Source organism: Sphingomonas sp. BK069, assembly GCF_014193405.1.
Taxonomy (GTDB): Bacteria; Pseudomonadota; Alphaproteobacteria; order Sphingomonadales; family Sphingomonadaceae; genus Sphingomonas.
In genome coordinates this window covers 24,844-43,110 of sequence record NZ_JACHZH010000003.1, presented here as the reverse complement: position 1 = coordinate 43,110, position 18,267 = coordinate 24,844, and the positions used below count along the sequence as shown (strand labels likewise).

Sequence of the window (18,267 nt, the reverse complement as noted above, 5' to 3'; positions counted from 1 at the left end):
GACGATGGGACGCGATCGGCCCCTCGCCCGGAGCGCTACCCGTTACGTTCGCGGTCTGGCAAGCCGCAAGCGGTGCAGTGCAGCATTCAACTGCTTGGATATGGGGCGGCTGGTACAGCGGGGCGGGGCCGGCGCGCGGCCGCGCGGCGCCAGCGCCGGCGGCGGTGCTGCGCCACCGCGGCGATGGCGACGGGCCACAGCATCGTCAGCGTGATGTCGCCGAGCGTGTCGCGGACGGACCAGCTCGGCGAACCAGCGAGCCAGTCGAGCGCCTCGTTGAGCATCTCGGCGGTGAACACGACGTGGAGCGCGGCCAGCGAGCCGCGCCGCTCGCGCAGGACGAGGCGGGCGAGCAGATAGATGGCGAGCCCGGCGTGGACGTGGAGCAGCGGCGCCGGTCCGGCGGTCGCGACGACCTGGTCGATCAGCTGCTTGTAGGCGCGCGCGAGTTCCATCGCGCGGCGGTGTAGCGAGGGAGGGGTTACGGAATCGCTATGTTGAAGGGCGGCGGCTGCCTGCCCCATCGCCCTCACCGTCATCCCCGCGAAGGCGGGGATCCATATACGCTGACGTTCCGACTCGATCGAAGGTCCGCGCGTCTGGATCCCCGCCTCCGCGGGGATGACGAAGAAAGGGAGGAATGAAGGAGGTCCTCACGCCCGCTTCTCAGCCCCAAACGCCAACCGGCGCCGCGTCGGTTGACGCGGCGCCGGCCGGTGTCTCACGAGGGAGCGCCCGGTCAGTCGATCTTGGGCAGCGTCTCGAACTGGTGGAACGGCGGGGGGCTCGACAGCGTCCACTCCAGCGTGGTCGCGCCCGCGCCCCAGGGATTGTCGGGGGCCTTCTTGCCCGCCAGCATCGACCAGACGACATTGACGAAGAAGATCGCCATTCCCATCGCCATGATCATGTAGCCGACCGTCGCGACCTGGTTCCAGTGCGCGAAGGCGTCGGGATAGTCCGGGTAGCGCCGCGGCATGCCCTGCAGGCCGAGGAAGTGCATCGGGAAGAACATCACGTTCACGCCGACGAAGAACACCCAGAAGTGCAGCTGGCCGAGCAGCTCCGAGTACATCCGCCCGGTCATCTTCGGGAACCAATAGTAGAAGCCGGCGAACAGCGAGAACACCGCGCCGAGGCTCAGCACGTAGTGGAAGTGCGCCACCACGTAATAGGTGTCCTGCATGTAATCGTCCACGCCACCGTTGGCGAGCACCACGCCGGTCACGCCGCCGACGGTGAACATGAAGATGAAGCCGATCGCCCAGACCATCGGCGTGGGGAAGCGCAGCGAGCCGCCCCACATCGTCGCGATCCAGGAGAAGATCTTGATGCCGGTCGGCACCGCGATCACCATCGTCGCCGCAGTGAAGTACATCTTCACGTTGACGCTCATGCCAGTGGTGAACATGTGGTGCGCCCACACCACGAAGCCGACCACGCCGATCGCGACCATGGCATAGGCCATGCCGAGATAGCCGAACACGGGCTTGCGGCTGAAGGTGGCGACGATGTGGCTGATGATGCCGAAGCCCGGCAGGATCATGATGTAGACTTCGGGGTGGCCGAAGAACCAGAACAGATGCTGGTACAGCACCGGGTCGCCGCCGCCCGCGGGATCGTAGAAGGTGGTGCCGAAGTTGCGGTCGGTCAGCAGCATCGTGATGGCCGCGGCGAGCACCGGCAGCGCCAGCAGCAGCAGGAAGGCCGTGACCAGCACCGACCAGGCGAACAGCGGCATCTTGTGCAGCGTCATGCCCGGCGCGCGCATGTTGAAGATGGTGGTGATGAAGTTGATCGCGCCGAGGATCGAGCTGACGCCGGCGAGGTGGAGCGACAGGATCGCCATGTCGACCGACGGCCCCGGCTCGCCATAGGTGGAGAGCGGCGCGTAGACCGTCCAGCCGGTGCCCGCGCCGCCGAAGAAGGGCGAGGCCAGCAGCAGGGTGAACGCCGGGATCAGCAGCCAGAAGCTGATGTTGTTCATCCGCGGGAACGCCATGTCGGGCGCGCCGATCATGATCGGCACGAACCAGTTGCCGAAGCCGCCGATCATCGCCGGCATCACCATGAAGAAGACCATGATGAGGCCGTGCGCGGTGACCAGCACGTTCCACAGGTGGAGCGCCTGGTCGAAGCTCTGCTCGGTGCCGCCGTGGAGCATCGCCACCCACTTGGGCAGATACTGGATGCCCGGGTGCATCAGCTCGGCGCGCATCAGCCCCGAGATCGCGCCGCCGATGATCCCCGCGCAGATCGCGAAGATCAGGTAGAGCGTTCCGATGTCCTTGTGGTTGGTGGACATGAACCAGCGCGCGAAGAAGCCGGGCTTGTGGTCGGCATGCGCGTCATGGTGGCCGTGATCGTGCGCCTGGAAGGCGGACGGGTGGAGCGCGGTGTCGGTCATCGTCTTAGCGTCCGGCTTCGCCGACGCCACCGGGGTTGCCGGTCGCGCCCTGCGGGGAAGGGGTGGGAGTGTCGGTGCCGTTCTCGGTCGGACCGGTCAGCGCGTTGCTCATCGCGGCCTCGTCCATCACCGCGGCCGAGCCGTCGGCGCCGGGCTGCGGGATCACCTTGTCGGAGGGCTTGCCCGCGGCCGGCATCGAGCCGCCCTTGGCGCGCACCCAGGCGGCGAACTGCGCCGGCGGCACCGCTTCCACCGCGATCGGCATGAAGGCGTGGCGCGCGCCGCACAGCTCCGAGCACTGGCCGAAGTAGAGGCCCGGCTTGTCGATGGTGAAGCTGGTCTCGTTGAGGCGACCCGGGATCGCGTCGAGCTTGATCCAGAAGGCCGGGACCGCCCAGCTGTGGATCACGTCGTTGGCGGTGGTGATCAGCCGGATCGGCACGCCGACCGGCAGCACGACTCGGTTGTCGGTGGCGAGCAGCCGCGGTCCGTCGGCGTCGCTGCGCGCGCGCTCGCCCGCGGCGACCTGGCTGCCTTCCTTGAGCATGTTGGCGGTGATCTCGATCCCGCCGTGGTCCGGGTACTGATAGCTCCAGAACCACTGGTTGCCGATCGCCTTGAGCGTCACCGCGCCCGCCGGGGCGGGGCGGAACTGCGCCTGCAGCAGCCCGATCGAGGGCACCGCGATGGCGACCAGGATCAGCACCGGCGCCAGCGTCCACACCACCTCGATCGCGGTGTTGTGGCTCGTCTTGGACGGGGTGGGGTTGGCGCTGGCGCGGAAGCGGATCACCACAAACACCAGCAGCGCCAGCACGAACAGCGAGATGATCGTGATCAGCGGGAACAGGATGCGATCGTGAAACCAGTGCGCGCGCAGGCCATTCTTGGTGACCTGCGGCTGGATGTGGATCACGCCGTCGACCGGCTGGCCGATCTTGGGGCCGGTGCTGACGACCCGCGCGTCCATCGCAGGGGCGCCGTCCATCGCCAGCGCGGGGGCGGCGGGCGCGGCGTCGGCCTTCTGCACGGTGCCGCCGGCCTGGCCCTGGTTGGCGTCCGCGGGGCGCAGCCCGCTCGGCGCCGCGGTGGCGCTCGTCGCGGGGCCGGCGCTCGGCGCGGCGGCCTGCGCGGAGGCCCCGCCGGCGACGCCCGCCAGCGCGAGCCCGGCCGCGAGCATCAATCCTGTCAGCGCGCCCCGGCGACCCGCCCCGAAACCTGCCTTGAACCCGGTTGTCAGCATGTTGTGTTCTAAACCCCTCTCTGGCGCACGCGTCAGCGGGCCGGGCAAACCTGCCCCTCCTGCTTAGGCGTATAGCAGACCGACCCCTCGCCTCAAGGCCCTGCGCGCGACGCCGGTTTTCGAAGGCCGGCGCGTTGCGCGCGGGCGCGCCCGCTCCTATGCCGCGCGGGTGGCCGTGGAGGAGCGTGACGCGACGATGACCGACGACGAGGTGCTGGCCGAGTTCCGCGCCGCCGACGCGCTGCTCGAGGGACATTTCATCCTCTCCTCCGGGCTGCGCAGCCCGCGCTATCTCCAGTGCGCGCGCGTGCTGATGGACCCGCGCCGCGGCGCCCGGCTGGCCGAGGCGCTGGCCGCGCGCATCCCCGGCGAGCTGCGGCAGCGGATCAGCGCGGTGGTCTCGCCCGCGATGGGCGGGGTCATCGCGGGGCAGGAGATGGCGCGCGCGCTCGGCGTCGAGGCGATGTTCGTCGAGCGGCCGACCGGCACGTTCGAGCTGCGCCGCGGCTTCCGACTCGCCCCCGGACAGGAGGTGCTGATGATGGAGGACGTCGTCACCACCGGCCTCTCCAGCCGCGAGGCGATCGCCGCGATCACGGCGGCGGGCGGGCGAGTCGTCGCCGGCGCCGCGCTGGTCGACCGCTCGAACGGCCAGGCCGATATCGGCGTGCCCTTCTTCCCGCTGATCCGGCTGGACGTGCCGACCTACGCGGCCGACTCGCTGCCGCCCGAGCTCGCCGCGATCCCGGCGATCAAGCCGGGCAGCCGGGCGGCCGCGTGATGGCGCCCTCGTCGCCGCTGCGGCTCGGGGTCAACATCGATCACGTCGCGACCGTGCGCAACGCGCGGGGCGGTGTTTTCCCCGACCCGGTCCGCGCCGCGCTGCTGGCGGCCGAGGCGGGCGCGGACGGGATCACCGCGCACTTGCGGGAGGATCGCCGCCACATCACCGACGACGATATCGCGCGGCTGTCCGCGGGCTTGGCGATCCCGCTCAACCTCGAGATGGCGGCGACCCCCGAGATGCTCGCGATCGCGCTGCGCCACCGCCCGCACGCCGCCTGCATCGTCCCCGAGAAGCGCGAGGAGCGCACCACCGAGGGCGGGCTCGACGCCGCGGGGCAGCGCGCCGCGCTGGCGCCGATCGTCGCCGCGCTGCGGGAGGCCGGGGTGCGCGTGTCGCTGTTCATCGAGCCTGACCCGCGCCAGATCGAGGCCGCGCTCCAGCTCGGTGCGCCCGTGGTGGAGCTACACACCGGCCGCTACGCCGAGCTCGAGGGGGCGGCGCGCGCGGGCGAGCTGCGCCGGCTGGCGGACGCCGCGGCGCTGGCGGCGAAGAACGGGATCGAGGTCCACGCGGGCCACGGGCTGACCTACGACAACGTCGCGCCGATCGCGGCCATCCCGCAGCTGCGCGAGCTCAACATCGGGCATTTCCTGATCGGGGAGGCGATCTTCGTCGGCCTCGAGGCGAGCGTCCGCCGCATGCGCGACGCGATGGAGAGCGCGCGATGAGGTGGACGCTAAATCCTCCCCTGCAACGGGAGGGGGACCGCCGCGAAGCGGTGGTGGAGGGGGGGCTCCGCGAGCGAGGCGCTTTATGGCATCCGCAACGGCCGCAAGCACAGCGCCGATACCTTCGCCGACGCTGCGCGATGCCGCGCCCCCCCTCCACCACCCGGCTGCGCCGGGCGGTCCCCCTCCCCGTGCCGGGGAGGATCTTGCCCTTTGTCAGGACCGCATCATGATCGTCGGCCTCGGCTCGGACCTGTGCAACATCGAGCGGATCCAGGCCTCGCTCGACCGCTTCGGCGCGCGGTTCGAGGCGCGCGTGTTCACCGAGGTCGAACGCGCCAAGGCCACCCGGCGCCCGCTCACCCGCGCGGGCACCTATGCCAAGCGCTTCGCCGCCAAGGAGGCCTTCTCCAAGGCGGTCGGCACCGGCTTCAAGGCGGGCGTGTTCATGAAGGACATCGGCGTCGTCAACGCGCGCTCGGGCGCGCCGACGCTGGCGCTGACCGGCGGCGCCAAGGAACGGCTTGACGCGATGATACCCGAGGGCCACGTCGCCCGCGTCCATCTGACGCTGACCGACGATCACCCCTGGGCGCAGGCCTTCGTGATCATCGAGGCGGTGAGGGTCGAGAGCAAGGGAGCGGCGTGACGCCATGGCCGATGAGATCAGCTTGAGCGGCGAGCCCCCGCTGGAGCGCCGCGCCGAGGCGCCGCGCGCGCGCTTCGACTGGTGGGGCGAGGTGAAGGGGCTGGTCGGACTGGTGCTCGCCGTGCTCGGCTTCCACAGCTTCATCGCCAAGCCCTTCTATATCCCGAGCGAGTCGATGCTGCCCGGGCTGATGGTGGGCGACCGGCTGGTCGTCTCCAAATATGCCTATGGCTGGTCGTTCGTCTCGCCGACGATCCCCAACCCGGTCGCGATCGTCGAGGACCTCGTCTTCCACCGCCCGGTCGACGGCTGGTCGGTGCAGCTGCCCTTCCTGCACGGGCGCGTCTGGGGCACGCTGCCCGAGCGCGGCGACGTCGTCATCGTCACCCCGCCCGGCCAGAGCAGCGACTATATCAAGCGCGTGATCGGCTTGCCCGGCGACACGCTGGCGGTGCGCGGCGGCGTCGTCTTCCTCAACGGCGTGGCGGTGCAGCGCGGCGAGAAACACTATCGCGAGCTGCCGGTCGACGCCAACGCCACCTGCGACCCGGCGCAATATCCCGGCGCGCGCGTCGCCCGCGCCGACGGCACGATCGTGTGCCGCCTGCCGATCGTCACCGAGACGCTGCCCAACGGCCGCCGCTACGACACGGTCGATCTCGAGCCCGACAGCCCCGGCGACAATTACGGCCCGATCAAGATCCCGGCCAACCGCGTCTTCCTGATGGGCGACAACCGCGATCGCTCGGCCGACAGCCGCTTCGCGCTCGGCGGGTTCGAGCGCGGACTGGGCGGCCCGGTGCCGTATGAGAATCTGGGCGGTCGCGCCGAGTTCATCACCTTCTCGGTCGACGGCGCGGCGACGTGGAACCCGCTGACCTGGCCGCACGCACTGCGCGCCGGCCGGGCGGGCACCTCGCTCCATCCCGAGCGCGTCCGTTGAGCGACGCCACCCCGCCGCTCGACCGCCGCGGCGAGCGGGTGAAGGTGACACCAGGCGCGAGCCCGCACGAGGTGCGCGACCCCGCGACGCGTGACGAGATCCGCCGCGCCGCGGTGTGGCTCGGCATGGCCTGCGCGATCGCTTTGGTGGTGCTGCTGGTCCAGCCGCTGCTGATCATCTTCGCTGGCCTGGTCTTCGCCGCTTTGCTCGACGGCGGCGTGCGGCTGCTCGGGCGCGTGCTGCCGATCGGGCGCGGCTGGCGGCTGCTGATCGTCTGCCTGCTGACGATCGCCTTCCTGCTCGGCACCTTCTATCTCGCCGGCGTGCAGATCAGCGAGCAGGTGATGCAGCTGCGCAGCACGGTCGAGACACAGGCGGTGCGGGTCACGAGCTGGCTCAGCGCGCAGGGGCTGATGCCCGGCGCCTCCGACCTGAGCGGCCTGTCGCGCCAGGCGCTCTCCTCGGTCGGACGCGTGACGAGCTGGGTCGGCACCGCGGTGGGGGCGCTCACCACGCTCTTCATGATCATGGTGATCGGGCTGTTCGTGGCGATGGACCCGCGCGTGTACGACCGCGGGCTGCAATGGATGGTGCCCGAGTCGGATCGCACGGAGTTCGCGCTGACCGTCAATCGCATGGGGCAGACGCTGCGGCGGCTGCTGGCAGGGCGGCTGCTCGGCATGGCGTTCGAGGGAGTGCTCACCGCGATCGCGCTGTGGATCGTCGGCGTGCCGATGGCGCTGATCCTCGGCATCCTCACCGGGCTGCTCGCCTTCATCCCCAATATCGGGGCGTTCATCTCGGGCGCGCTGATGGTGGCGGTGGGCTTCTCGGCGGGCGCGCATGTCGGCGTGCTGGCGATCGTCGTCTATGTCGTGGTGCAGACCTTCGACGGCTATGTCGTGATCCCGATGGTGGCGAAGCGCACCGTCGACTTGCCGCCCGCGCTGACACTGGGCACGCAGATCCTGGCGAGCGCGCTGTTCGGCATCCTCGGGCTCGCGCTGGCCGACCCGATGACCGCGATGGTGAAGACCGCGATGGAGCGCCGCTCCGAGCGGCTCGACGACGATCGTGACGGGGCGCGCGACTCGGCCTGAGCCGCGCCGAGGGCGCCTGATCGCGCGCGGGACAGCGCGGCCGCGGCGCTCGCTGGCGAATGGCTCGACGCGCTGCTAGACGCCGTCGATCCCCGCCAGCGCGCGGGACAGGACCAGAAGATTGCGCGCCGACGAGCCCCTTACCGAGCGAGCCTCCGCCAGCACCGCCGACCGCGCCGCACCCGCGGACGCGCCGCTGGTCGCGCTTCGCCCGGTGCAGACGCTGCGGCGGCGCTGGCCCGCCCTGCTGGGCGCCGCGGTGACGGTGGCGATGATGGTCGGGCTGCTGCACGAGCTGCTCGATCACGGCCTCGCCGGGCTGCGCCGCACCGTGCCCGAGGCGCCCGGTTTCTACGTTTACTTCCTGCTCTCCTATCTCGCGCTGCCGGTGTGCGACTTCGTCATCTTCCGCCGCTTGTGGGGCGTCCCGCCCGGCGCCTTCCTCGCGCTCAACAAGAAGCGGATCGCGAACGACATCCTGATCGGCTACTCGGGCGACGCCTATTTTTATGCCTGGGCGCGCGCGCGGTTGAAGATGGTGGCGGCGCCGTTCGGCGCGGTGAAGGACGTCAGCATCGTCTCGGGCATCGTCGGCAATCTCACCGCGATCCTGCTCGGCGCTGTGGCGCTGCCGCTCGGCTATGAGCTGATCGACCCCGAGCTGGTGCGCACCATGCTGTGGTCGCTCGGTATCGCGCTCGCCGTGCCGGTGGTGGTGGTCGCCTTCTCCAGCCGCGTCTTCTCGCTCTCGCGCGGCGATTTGTGGTTCATCTTCGGCATCGACTGGCTGCGCATCACGCTGACCTGCGTGACCATCGCACTCGCCTGGTCCTATGCCATGCCGAGCGTGTCGATCGGCATGTGGCTGTTCCTGGTGGCGGGGCGCCAGCTGGTCTCGCGTCTGCCGCTCGTGCCCAACAAAGACCTGCTTTTCGCCAATTTCGCGATCCTGGTGATCGGGCATGACCGCACGCTGTCGGACCTCATGGCGTTCACGGGCGCGTCAACCTTGGTGATGCATCTGCTGCTGACGCTCCTATTTGGGGTCGTGTACGTGTGGGAAAGGACGCAGCGATGGCGACATACCGGCGGGGCGTGATGCTCGCCGCGGCGGCGGGAGCGGCATTGGCCGCGACCCCGGGCGCGGCACAGGTGCTCGGCCAGGACGCCGCCGCCTGCGCGCCCGGCGCGCCCGGCCCAGCGATCCTCGCCAGCGTGTCAGGGGTCAAGGACCGCAAGGGCACGCTCAAGCTCGAGCTGTATCCCGCCACCGAGGAAGATTTCCTCGCCGGTGACAAGAAGCTGCTGGAGGCGGGCAAGACCTTCCGCCGGATCGACGTGGCGCCGCCCGCGAGCCTCGCGGGGGAGATCTGCATCCGAGTGCCCCGCCCGGGGCGCTACGCTTTGTTCCTCGGCCATGACCGCGACGGCAAGCGCAAGTTCAACTTCTGGAGCGACGGCGCGGGCTTCCCGAGCAACCACAAGATCGGCCGCGCCAAGCCCAAGCTGGTCGACTCGCTGATCGACGTCGGACCCGGCGTCACCCGCGCCACGATCCGGATGCAGTATCTGCGCGGGCTCGGCGGCTTCGGCTTCGCTGACTGAGGGAGGCGCGCGATGCGGATCGTCGACGTCAACGAATTCTACTCGCCCAACGGCGGCGGGGTGCGCTCGTACCTCGACCGCAAGATGGCGATCATGTCCGAACTGGGGCACCAGCAGATCGTGATCGCGCCCGGCAAGGAGGATCGCGTCGAGGAGCGGCCCGGCGGGGCGCTGCTCTATTACGTCAAGTCGCCCGCCATGCCCTTCGACTCCAACTACGGGCTGTTCTGGGACGCGGCGCCGGTGCACGCGCTGCTCGACCAGCTCCAGCCCGACGTGATCGAGAATTGCTCGCCGTGGCGCTCGGCCGCGATCGTCACCTCGTGGCAGGGGCCGGCGATCCGCGCCTGGTTCATGCACAACGACAATATGGAGGCCTATCCCAAGCGCTGGTTCGCCAAGGTCGCCTCCGAGGGCGCGATCGAGCGCGTGTTCGGCTGGTACGACCGCTATATGGCGCGCTGCCTCGCGCCCTTCGACACGGTGGTGACCAACGGCCCGGTGCTGACCGAGCGGCTGCGCGCGCGCGGGCTGCGCGTCGACGCGACGATGACGCTGGGGATCGAGCGCGAGCATTTCTCGCCCGAGCTGCGCAGCCCGGCGCTGCGCGCCGCGATGCTGGCGCAATGCGACCTGCCCGAGGACGCGCACCTGCTGATCGGGATCGGGCGCCACCACGCCGAGAAGCGCTGGCCGATGGTGATCGACGCGGCGCGCCGCGCGGGGACCAAGATCCCGGTCGGGATGATGCTCCTCGGGCTCGGCCCCGACACGCGCACGCTAGAGCGCCATATCGCCGAGAGCCCGCATGTGCGCATGTTCCAGCCGATCTACCACCGCGGCCAGCTCGCCTCGATCATGGCGAGCGCGGATGCCTTCATCCACGGCGGCGACAGCGAGCCGTTCGGCATGGTCGCGTCCGAGGCGCTGGCATCCGGCCTGCCGATGATCGTGCCCGATCGCGGCGGCTCTTCCGCGGTGGCGCGGCCCGCCTTCGCCGAGACCTATCGCAGCGGCGACGCTTATGCCTGCGCCAAGGCGATCGTCGCGCTGTTCACGCGCGACCAGCCGCTGGTGCGTCGCGCCGCCGAGGTCGCGTCCCGCACTGTGCTCAGCGACCGCGAGCATGCGGTGGCGCTGGTCGAGCATTATCGCGGCGTGATCGAGCGCCAGCGCGGTGTCCGGCGGGCCGGATGACTAAGCTACCCGCCTGAATGCGGCGAGGGGCGCCCGGTCACCCGGGACGCCCCCCGCGCTACTCGGCCGGCGCCGCGCCGACCGCGGGATCAGATCCCGTTGGAAAGATTGGTGTCGGCGTCGTGGGTGCGCATGTCGTCGGCCTTGTTCTCGCCGGTCGCACGCACCGCGTCGGCCTTATTCTCGAGCGCGTCCTCGGCGTTGTCGGTGGTGGCGTTGTCCGCCATCTCCTCGAGATTGTCCGCGACCGCCTCGGCATTGGCCTCGATATTGTCGGCGGCCTGCTCGCGCGGGCTGGAGTTGCACGCGGCGAGCGACACCAGCCCGAAGGCGGCGACGGCGGTGACGAGCTTCTTCATGGCATTCCCCTCTGGTCGATCCGAAGTCGCGGAAAATAATCTCCGACGATTCGGATTGTTCCACTGCCGCACCGGTCGGCCGCCAGCGCGCGGCGGCGTTACTCCCTCTGCGCCGGTCTTTCGCCCCGCGCACGAGGAGCGAGGCCGCCTATGCCGCCGCCTCCACGCGCCCGCCGAGCAGCGCCGCGAGCGCACCCGGCGGCACGGCGGCGGAGAACAGGAAGCCTTGCAGCTCGTTGCAACCGGCATGTTCGAGGAAGGCGCGCTGCTCGCGCGTCTCCACGCCTTCGGCGCTGACCGCCAGCCCCATCGCCTGGCCCAGCCGCACCACCGCCTGGATGATCGCGGCGGCGTCGGCGCTCTCGCCCAAGCGCCGGGTGAAGCTCTGGTCGATCTTGATCTTGTCGACCTCGAACTTGCTGAGGTAGCCGAGGCTGGAATAGCCCGTGCCGAAATCGTCGAGCGCGATGCGGAAGCCGGCGTGGCGCAGCGCCGCCAGGGCGTCGCGTACCGCGTCGTCGTCGTCGAGGAGGATGCTCTCGGTCACCTCCAGCTCGATCTGCTGCGGGCGCGCGCCGGCATGGCGCACGATCTCGATCAGTTCCGCCGCGATGCCGCGCGCGCGGAACTGGACCGGTGAGAGGTTGACCGCGATCGACAGCGACGGCCAGGCGCGCGCCACCGCGCAGGCGTCGCGCAGCACCCAGGCGCCGAGATCACGGATCAGCCCGGTCTCCTCCGCGATCGGGATAAAGGCGTCGGGCGCGAGCAGGCCGCGCTCCGGGTGGTGCCAGCGCACCAGCGCCTCCAGCCCGATCACGCGGCTCCCGCCGGCGTTCATGCGCGGCTGGTAGTGGACGATCAGCTCGCGCCGCGTCGCGATCGCGCGGCGCAGGTCGTGCTCGATCGCGCGGCGCATCTTGACGCTCTCGTCCATGTCCTCGGTGAAGAAGCGGTGGCCGTCGCGGCCCTCCGCCTTGGCGCGGTACATCGCGATATCGGCCATGCGCATCAGCTCGGAGCGATCACCGCTGCAGCGCGGGTGGCAGGCGATCCCGATGCTGGCGCCGATGAACACGTGCGTGCCGAGGACGGTGAACGGCTCGCGCAGCGCCGCCACCATCACCCCCGCGAGCGCGCCGACGGCGGTCTCGTCGGCGCGCGCGCTGACCAGAACCGCGAACTCGTCGCCGCCGAGCCGCGCCACCAGGTCGCCCGCGTCGACCAGCGCCTGAAGCCGCGCCGCGACCAGCTGGATCAACTGGTCACCGCCGAGATGCCCGAGCGTGTCGTTGACCTGTTTGAAGCGGTCGAGATCGATCAGCAGCACCGCGTGCACCCCCTCGCCGGGCGCGTGCGCGAGCAGCTGGTCGCCCGCGTGATTGAAGGCGGCGCGGTTGGGCAGGCCGGTCAACGTGTCGTGATAGGCGAGGTGGTGCGCCTGCGCCTCCTTGGCCTGGAGCGCGAGATGCGCCGCGTTGAGCTTTGCGAGCGAGCGCGCATCGCTACGCACCAGCTTGAAGACGCTGGCGATCAGCGCGGCGAGCGTGGCCAGCAAGGCGACCAGCGCGGCGAGCGCGCTCGGCGCCATGGTGCGCCATACCGCGGCGCCGGGCCGGTCGGGTCGCCACAGCAGATAGCCGACGCGCTGGCCTCGGCTCGATACCAGAGTCAGCGCCTGCTCGCCTGGCGCGTGGCGCGGCGATCCGCTCAGCCGCGCGCCGGCGACGAGCTGGATGCGCGCCAGCCGCTGGACGAAACTGGTGTCGAGGAAGCGCGCGCTCACTAGCAGCGGGGCGCCGCCACGCGGCGCGGGCGAGCCGGGGTCCTCGGTGATGATCCGCATCACGCTCATGATCGCGGGACGGCCGCCGATCGTGACCAGGTCGGTGGCGTGGACCGCGCGGGGCGAGGTGCGCACGGTCGAGCCGGCGGGCAGCGCGCGCCCGGGTAGCCGCTCGTGCGGATTGGGCGAAGCGCGCGCCTCGCCGCGCACCGCGCGGACCAGCGGCGTAGCGGCGCCGGCAAGCGCGGCATAGTCGGCGGAGGCGCGGCGCACGCCGTCGCGCATCAGATAGACCGGGTGTCCGTCGCCGGCGAGGATCGCGTCGGCGTCGTGCGCGAAGACATAGCTGAGCCACACGCCGACATTCTCGTCGACCCAGGTCCAGTCGGGCGCGGCCTTGCACAGCTCGAGCACCAGCGGCGTCCAGATCCCGACCCCGGACTGGCTCTGCGCCAGCTCGTCGAGCGCGGCGTCGACCGCGAGCCGCACCTCGCGCTCCTGCCGCTCGATCGAGACGCGATCCGCCTGCGCCGCGGCCGAGCGCAACGCCGACACGGCGAAGCCGGCGAGGCCGAGCGCGAGCAGCAACACGGGCGCGACCACCGCGGCGATGAAGCGCGGGCCGAATCGAGCGGACGAGGGACGATCGCGTGATGGCACTGCGCAACTCCTCGCCGTCTCTTACGGCTCCGCCCTCGACAAACCGTTAACGCATGTCAGGGGGTCAGGACTAAGAAGCTGGCTTTTCGACCAGTTTGACGTGCTCGGCGTGAGTATGACGGGCGGGAACGGTGCGGTGTTTCGGCTGGTTGAAAAAGAATAGCGGGGGAACACGAATGAACACGGGCGCGCGGTTGACGACACTCACTCGGCTGGGCTTCGCGGTGCGCGGTGCGCTGTACATCGTCATCGCGCTGCTGATCCTGCGGACCGGTCGCGCGGAGGATCCCGCCGGCGCTTTGGCCTATCTGGGTGAAGGAGGCGGGCGGCTGTTGCTCGTCCTGATGGCGGCCGGGCTGCTCGGCTACGGCATCTGGCGCCTCGCCGACGCGGTGCTCGACATCGAGCGGCATGGCAGCGATCGCAAGGGCGCGCTCGAGCGGGTCGGCGCGGCGGCGAGCGGCGCGGTTCACCTGTTCCTCACCTGGCAGGCGGCACGGCTGATCCAGGGTGTCGCGCGCGCGGGCGACGGGGCCGAGCAGGGCGCGCGCACCGCGCTGGCGCTGCCCGGGGGCGGCGCGCTGGTGATATTGGGTGGTGCGCTGCTCGCCGCGGTCGGCGCGGTGCAGCTGGCGAAGGCGGTCGAGGGGAGCTTCCTGCGCTACCTCGATCCCGCGGTGGCGTCGAAGCCCTGGGCGCGCTGGAGCGGGCGTGCGGGCTATGCCGCGCGCGGTGCGGTATTCCTGATCAGCGCCTGGTTCCTCGTGCGCGCCGGCATCGAGGCACGCGCCAGCGCGGCGGCCGGGATGGGGGAGGTGCTCGCCTGGCTCGAGCAGCCGTTCGACGTGGTGGTGGCGCTCGGGCTATTCGCCTTCGGGCTGTTCGGCCTCATCGAGGCGCGCTTCCGCCGCCTCCACGACGTGCCCGTCGACGGGCTGATGCGCCGCGCCACCGCGCGGTGAGCCGCCCTCGATCGTGCGCGCGCCGGGGCGCTCAGCCCAGCGTGCGCAGCGTCGCGTCGAGCAGGTCGACGCCGCGCCGCGCACGCGCCAGCTGCGCCTCCAGCTCGCGCTCATAGGCGGCGAGCTCGGCGATCGAGCGGCGGTCGTGCAGCATGGTCGCGACGCGGCGGACGCGGCGCAGCTCGCGGTCCAGCAGCGCGCCGGCCGCGAACGCGTCAATCATGGAAGAGGCGGGGGCAAGCGCGGGCACGTCGGTCTCTCGCATCGGGGAGCGTCAGCCCTACCCTGCGGATGATGCGTGCGGATGGCGCTTTGTTGCAGCTTTGTCGCGCGATTGTCGCAGCCGACCCGTTGCGGCGATCCGCGGCGCCCGCCATCATGCGCATCACGGGGCTGGGGCGGCGGAGGTCAGACGATGGAGACGATCGGGCGCGACCTGCGCGAGATGCAGCGCGTGCCGCTCCACCCCGAGCATGTCGCCGCTATCCGCTCCGCCGGGGCCGAGCGCCACTACGCCGCGGGTGCCTACCTGGTCCAGCCCGGGGACCCGGTCGAGCGCTTCGTCTACGTCGAGGACGGCGAGATCGAGGTGGTCAACAGCTTCACGGGTGAGCGCCACCTGCCCTCCACGCTGGGGCCGACCCAGTTCATGGCCGAGATCTCCTTCCTCAGCGGCGGCAGCTGGTCGATGGCGATGCGCGCCGCGCGCGACACGCGCGTGGTGGAGGTGCCGCGCGCGCGCATGCTCGAGCTGATGGCACACGTGCCCGAGATGTCGGACATCATCATCACCGTGCTGGCGGCGCGGCGCCGGCGCCAGCTCGAGTCGCATGACAGTTCGCTGGTGCTGCTCGGCGAGGAGCAGGATCGCGGCGTGCGCCGCGTCGCCGACTTCGCCGCGCGCAACCGCATCCCCTACACCAGCCACGCGCTCGGCACCGCGGACGCGGCGACGGTGGCGACGAGCTGCGCGGTCGACGCGAATCGCCCGGCGGTGATCTTCGGGCGCGACCGCGTGGTGGCGGATCCCACGCCCGAGAAGGTGGCCAAACTGCTCGGGCTCAGCCGCGAGTTCGTCGACGACGAGGCGGTCGACGTGCTGGTGGTCGGCGCGGGGCCGGCCGGCACCGCGGCGGGAGTCTATGCCGGCGCCGAGGGGCTGGGCGCCTTGGTGGTCGAGGACACCGCGATCGGCGGGCAGGCGGGGACGTCGAGCCGGATCGAAAATTACATGGGCTTCCCCACCGGCATCTCGGGCGCGGACCTGGTGTGGCGCGGCGAGGTGCAGGCGATGAAGTTCGGCACGCGCTTCGCCATGCCGCTCCGCGTCGCCGCGCTCGACCGGCTCGACGACGGCCAGTTCTGTGCCACCTTCGACAACGGTCAGCGCGTCCGCGCGCGCGCGGTGGTGGTGGCGACCGGGGTGCAATACCGTCGGCTGCCGATCGAGCGGCTCGGCGACTTCGAGGGCAGCGGCATCTATTATGCGGCCACTGAGAACGAGGCGCGCTTCTGCCGCGACGCCGAGGCGATCGTGATCGGTGGGGGTAATTCGGCGGGGCAGGCGGCGATGTACCTCAGCCGCGTCGCGCGGCACGTGCGGCTGCTGGTGCGCGGGCGCTCGCTCGCCACCTCCATGTCCAACTATCTCACCAGCCGGCTCGAAGCGGACCCCGCGATCTCGATCGACTATGGCGCCGAGCTGGTTGCGGTCCACGGCGGCGATGCGCTGGAAGCCGTGACGATCCGGCAGGACGGCGCCGAGCGCATGGTCGACACCTGTGCCACCTTCGTGATGGTGGGCGCGGCGCCCAACACCGGATGGCTCGAGAATCTGGTCGCGCTCGACGACAAGGGATTCGTGCTGACCGGGCGCGCGGCGGGAGGCGCGAGCTCCTACGCCACCTCCTGCCCCGGCGTCTATGCGGTGGGAGACGTGCGCGCGGGGTCGGTCAAGCGCGTCGCGTCCTCGGTGGGGGAAGGGTCAGTGGTGATCTCGCAACTGTGGTCGTATCTCAACGAGTGAGAGAGCGCGGTGCTCGCGAGCTTGTGCCCCGGCGAAGGCCGGGGCCCAGGTGCGAAGGTTTTCGTGAGATCCACTGCCCTCGCCCGACTAGGCCCCGGCCTGCGCCGGGGCACGGCAGGTGCAGCCATCGTCTAAGGCACCAACCCACTCACCCCGCGGCGCCTTCGCCCGGCAGGCAGGCGCGGAGCTGCTCGACGTGGTCGCCGCCGTCACTCCGGGTGAGCACCGAGAGCGCGCGGCAGGTGCGCGCGCCGTCGGGCTCGGCCGCCCCCGCGACGACGAAGCCGTGCGCGCCGCCGGGCTGTTGCCATTCGGTCATCTCACCGCTGCGCAGCGCCGCTGCCACCGCCGCGGCGCGCGAGCTTGCGCCGTCCGGCGGCACCTCGGCCGCCGGTGCCGCGGCGGCGGGCGCGCTCGACGTCGGCGCGGGTGAGGCTCGGTCGGCGGTGCGGGCGACCGATATCGCGCGCGGCGCCGCCGCGACGACGCGCTCGGGCACCGGCACGCTCACCGAATAACTCGCGCGCGGCGGGAGCTTCGTCGCGGCGACCGCGAGCCCGCCGACGCTGGTCGCGGCCGCGGCGGCGAGCAGCGCCGGCCATAGCCGCCGGCGCGGTCGGGCCAACGCGGGAAGCGTAGTCGGCAGCCTCGTCAGCGCGACCTCGCGCGTGATGCGCAGCGGTCCCAGCTCGATCGTGGTGCGCCGTACCAGCCCGGCCATCGTCGTCGGCGCGGTTCGCCTGTCTGTCTCGCGTGCCATCGCACCACCATCGCGCGCGCGCGATGCGCTGGCAAGCCGCGGCTCAGCCGCGCCGCGCGCGATAGCCCTTGTACCACTCGACCCACTTGGGGATGCCAACCGCGATCGGCGTGGTGGGGCGGAAGCCGAGGTCGTCGCGGATCGCGGTCAGATCGGCGTAGGTCGCGGGTACGTCGCCGGGCTGCATGCCCTTGTCGACCCGGATCGCCTTCTGCCCGCACGCCGCCTCGATCAGCGTGATCAAGGTCTCGAGCTCCTCGGCCTTGTTGTTGCCGATGTTGTAGAGGCGGTGCGGCGAGACGCTGCCGCCCGCTTTCACCTGGCCGTCGTCGGCGGGCGGGTGGTCCAGCGCGGCGACGATCCCGGTGACGATGTCGTCGATATAGGTGAAGTCACGCCGCATGTTGCCGCCGTTATAGACCTCGATCGGCTGGCCGGAGAGGATCTTGTCGGTGAAGCCCCACACCGCCATGTCGGGCCGGCCCCACGGCCCGTAGACGGTGAAGAAGCGCAGCCCGGTCTGCGGGATGCGGTACAGATGCGCGTAGGTCTCGCTCATCAGCTCGTCCGCCTTCTTGGTGGCGGCGTAGAGCGAGATCGGGAAGTCGACGCGTTGCTCGACGCGGAACGGCAGGTCGGGGCTGGTGCCGTAGACCGAGGAGGAGGAAGCGTAGACCATCTGCTCGACGCGCCGCGCGCGCGCCAGCTCGAGCATGTTGACGTGACCGGCGAGGTTGGACGCGACATAGGCGCGCGGGTTGCTCAGCGAGTAGCGCACGCCCGCCTGCGCGCCGAGATGGACGATGCGCTCGATCGCGGTGCCGCCAAGCGCGGCGTCGATCGCTTCATGGTCGCTGAAGTCGAGCTGGTGGAAGGTGAAGCGCTCGGCGCCGCCGTCCGCGGTGATCGCCTCGAGCCGGTCGCGCTTGAGCTGCACCGGGTTGTAGTCGTTGAGATTGTCGATCCCGACCACGGTGTCGCCGCGCGCGAGCAGCCGGCGCGTGACATGGCTGCCGATGAAGCCGGCGACGCCGGTGACCAGAACCTGCATGATC

18 protein-coding genes are annotated in these 18,267 nt (G+C 70.9%); 10 read left to right on the top strand and 8 right to left on the bottom strand.

Annotation, left to right across the window (positions count from 1 at the left end; all coding sequences use genetic code 11):
• Nucleotides 1-86 precede the first annotated feature (86 nt).
• The 3 genes from FHY02_RS11515 to coxB form a co-directional block, all read right to left on the bottom strand.
• The gene (locus tag FHY02_RS11515) at nt 87-455 is read right to left on the bottom strand and encodes a hypothetical protein (RefSeq protein ID WP_183922141.1); all 369 of its coding nucleotides are present in this window, start codon (nt 453-455) and stop codon (nt 87-89) included.
• A gap of 284 nt (nt 456-739) precedes the next feature.
• Nucleotides 740-2,407: a cytochrome c oxidase subunit I gene (gene ctaD / locus FHY02_RS11510; protein WP_183922139.1), complete on the bottom strand. Its 1,668-nt coding sequence runs from the start codon at nt 2,405-2,407 to the stop codon at nt 740-742.
• A gap of 4 nt (nt 2,408-2,411) precedes the next feature.
• Nucleotides 2,412-3,650 carry a cytochrome c oxidase subunit II gene (coxB, locus tag FHY02_RS11505; RefSeq protein WP_260172867.1) on the bottom strand — a complete coding sequence of 413 codons (1,239 nt, stop codon included), beginning with the start codon at nt 3,648-3,650 and terminating at the stop codon, nt 2,412-2,414.
• A gap of 196 nt (nt 3,651-3,846) precedes the next feature.
• Here coxB and pyrE point away from each other — a divergent pair, with 196 nt between their 5' ends.
• The 8 genes from pyrE (at nt 3,847) to FHY02_RS11465 (ending at nt 10,659) form a co-directional block, all read left to right on the top strand.
• Nucleotides 3,847-4,431 carry an orotate phosphoribosyltransferase gene (gene pyrE, locus FHY02_RS11500; protein ID WP_183922137.1) on the top strand — a complete coding sequence of 195 codons (585 nt, stop codon included), beginning with the start codon at nt 3,847-3,849 and terminating at the stop codon, nt 4,429-4,431.
• The gene (locus FHY02_RS11495) at nt 4,431-5,165 is read left to right on the top strand and encodes a pyridoxine 5'-phosphate synthase (RefSeq protein WP_183922135.1); all 735 of its coding nucleotides are present in this window, start codon (nt 4,431-4,433) and stop codon (nt 5,163-5,165) included. The genes pyrE and FHY02_RS11495 overlap by 1 nt, the downstream gene beginning before the upstream one ends.
• 229 nt (nt 5,166-5,394) lie before the next feature.
• Complete coding sequence (acpS, locus tag FHY02_RS11490) at nt 5,395-5,814, top strand: holo-ACP synthase (protein ID WP_183922133.1); 420 nt, start codon at nt 5,395-5,397, stop codon at nt 5,812-5,814.
• Nucleotides 5,815-5,818: 4 nt separating this feature from the next.
• Complete coding sequence (gene lepB / locus FHY02_RS11485; protein ID WP_183922131.1) at nt 5,819-6,757, top strand: signal peptidase I; 939 nt, start codon at nt 5,819-5,821, stop codon at nt 6,755-6,757.
• A gap of 38 nt (nt 6,758-6,795) precedes the next feature.
• Nucleotides 6,796-7,857, top strand: coding sequence for an AI-2E family transporter (locus FHY02_RS11480; protein WP_311731833.1), 1,062 nt, complete (start codon nt 6,796-6,798; stop codon nt 7,855-7,857).
• Nucleotides 7,858-7,978: 121 nt separating this feature from the next.
• Nucleotides 7,979-8,956, top strand: a complete 978-nt coding sequence (locus FHY02_RS11475) for a hypothetical protein (RefSeq protein WP_260158885.1) — start codon at nt 7,979-7,981, stop codon at nt 8,954-8,956.
• Nucleotides 8,932-9,462 (top strand): DUF2141 domain-containing protein, encoded by a 531-nt coding sequence (locus FHY02_RS11470; RefSeq protein WP_183922129.1) that lies wholly within the window; start codon nt 8,932-8,934, stop codon nt 9,460-9,462. Before FHY02_RS11475 ends, FHY02_RS11470 begins: the two co-directional genes overlap by 25 nt.
• Nucleotides 9,463-9,474: 12 nt before the next feature.
• Nucleotides 9,475-10,659 carry a glycosyltransferase gene (locus FHY02_RS11465; RefSeq protein WP_183922127.1) on the top strand — a complete coding sequence of 395 codons (1,185 nt, stop codon included), beginning with the start codon at nt 9,475-9,477 and terminating at the stop codon, nt 10,657-10,659.
• Nucleotides 10,660-10,748: 89 nt separating this feature from the next.
• Here the strand turns inward: FHY02_RS11465 and FHY02_RS11460 are convergent, their stop codons facing one another.
• Nucleotides 10,749-11,018 carry a hypothetical protein gene (locus FHY02_RS11460; RefSeq protein ID WP_183922125.1) on the bottom strand — a complete coding sequence of 90 codons (270 nt, stop codon included), beginning with the start codon at nt 11,016-11,018 and terminating at the stop codon, nt 10,749-10,751.
• Between the two features lie 148 nt (nt 11,019-11,166).
• Nucleotides 11,167-13,464 carry an EAL domain-containing protein gene (locus FHY02_RS11455; protein ID WP_183922122.1) on the bottom strand — a complete coding sequence of 766 codons (2,298 nt, stop codon included), beginning with the start codon at nt 13,462-13,464 and terminating at the stop codon, nt 11,167-11,169.
• A 194-nt stretch (nt 13,465-13,658) separates the two neighbouring features.
• On the opposite strand from FHY02_RS11455, the gene FHY02_RS11450 reads away from it, so the two are divergent.
• The gene (locus FHY02_RS11450; RefSeq protein ID WP_183922120.1) at nt 13,659-14,426 is read left to right on the top strand and encodes a DUF1206 domain-containing protein; all 768 of its coding nucleotides are present in this window, start codon (nt 13,659-13,661) and stop codon (nt 14,424-14,426) included.
• A 31-nt stretch (nt 14,427-14,457) separates the two neighbouring features.
• Here the strand turns inward: FHY02_RS11450 and FHY02_RS11445 are convergent, their stop codons facing one another.
• Nucleotides 14,458-14,691, bottom strand: a complete 234-nt coding sequence (locus FHY02_RS11445; RefSeq protein WP_183922118.1) for a hypothetical protein — start codon at nt 14,689-14,691, stop codon at nt 14,458-14,460.
• A 150-nt stretch (nt 14,692-14,841) separates the two neighbouring features.
• Here FHY02_RS11445 and FHY02_RS11440 point away from each other — a divergent pair, with 150 nt between their 5' ends.
• Nucleotides 14,842-16,452 carry a cyclic nucleotide-binding domain-containing thioredoxin-disulfide reductase gene (locus FHY02_RS11440; protein ID WP_183922116.1) on the top strand — a complete coding sequence of 537 codons (1,611 nt, stop codon included), beginning with the start codon at nt 14,842-14,844 and terminating at the stop codon, nt 16,450-16,452.
• A gap of 148 nt (nt 16,453-16,600) precedes the next feature.
• On the opposite strand, the gene FHY02_RS11435 is transcribed toward FHY02_RS11440, so the two are convergent.
• Complete coding sequence (locus tag FHY02_RS11435) at nt 16,601-17,212, bottom strand: hypothetical protein (protein ID WP_183922114.1); 612 nt, start codon at nt 17,210-17,212, stop codon at nt 16,601-16,603.
• Between the two features lie 43 nt (nt 17,213-17,255).
• Nucleotides 17,256-18,263, bottom strand: coding sequence for an NAD-dependent epimerase/dehydratase family protein (locus FHY02_RS11430; protein WP_183922112.1), 1,008 nt, complete (start codon nt 18,261-18,263; stop codon nt 17,256-17,258).
• Nucleotides 18,264-18,267 lie beyond the last annotated feature (4 nt).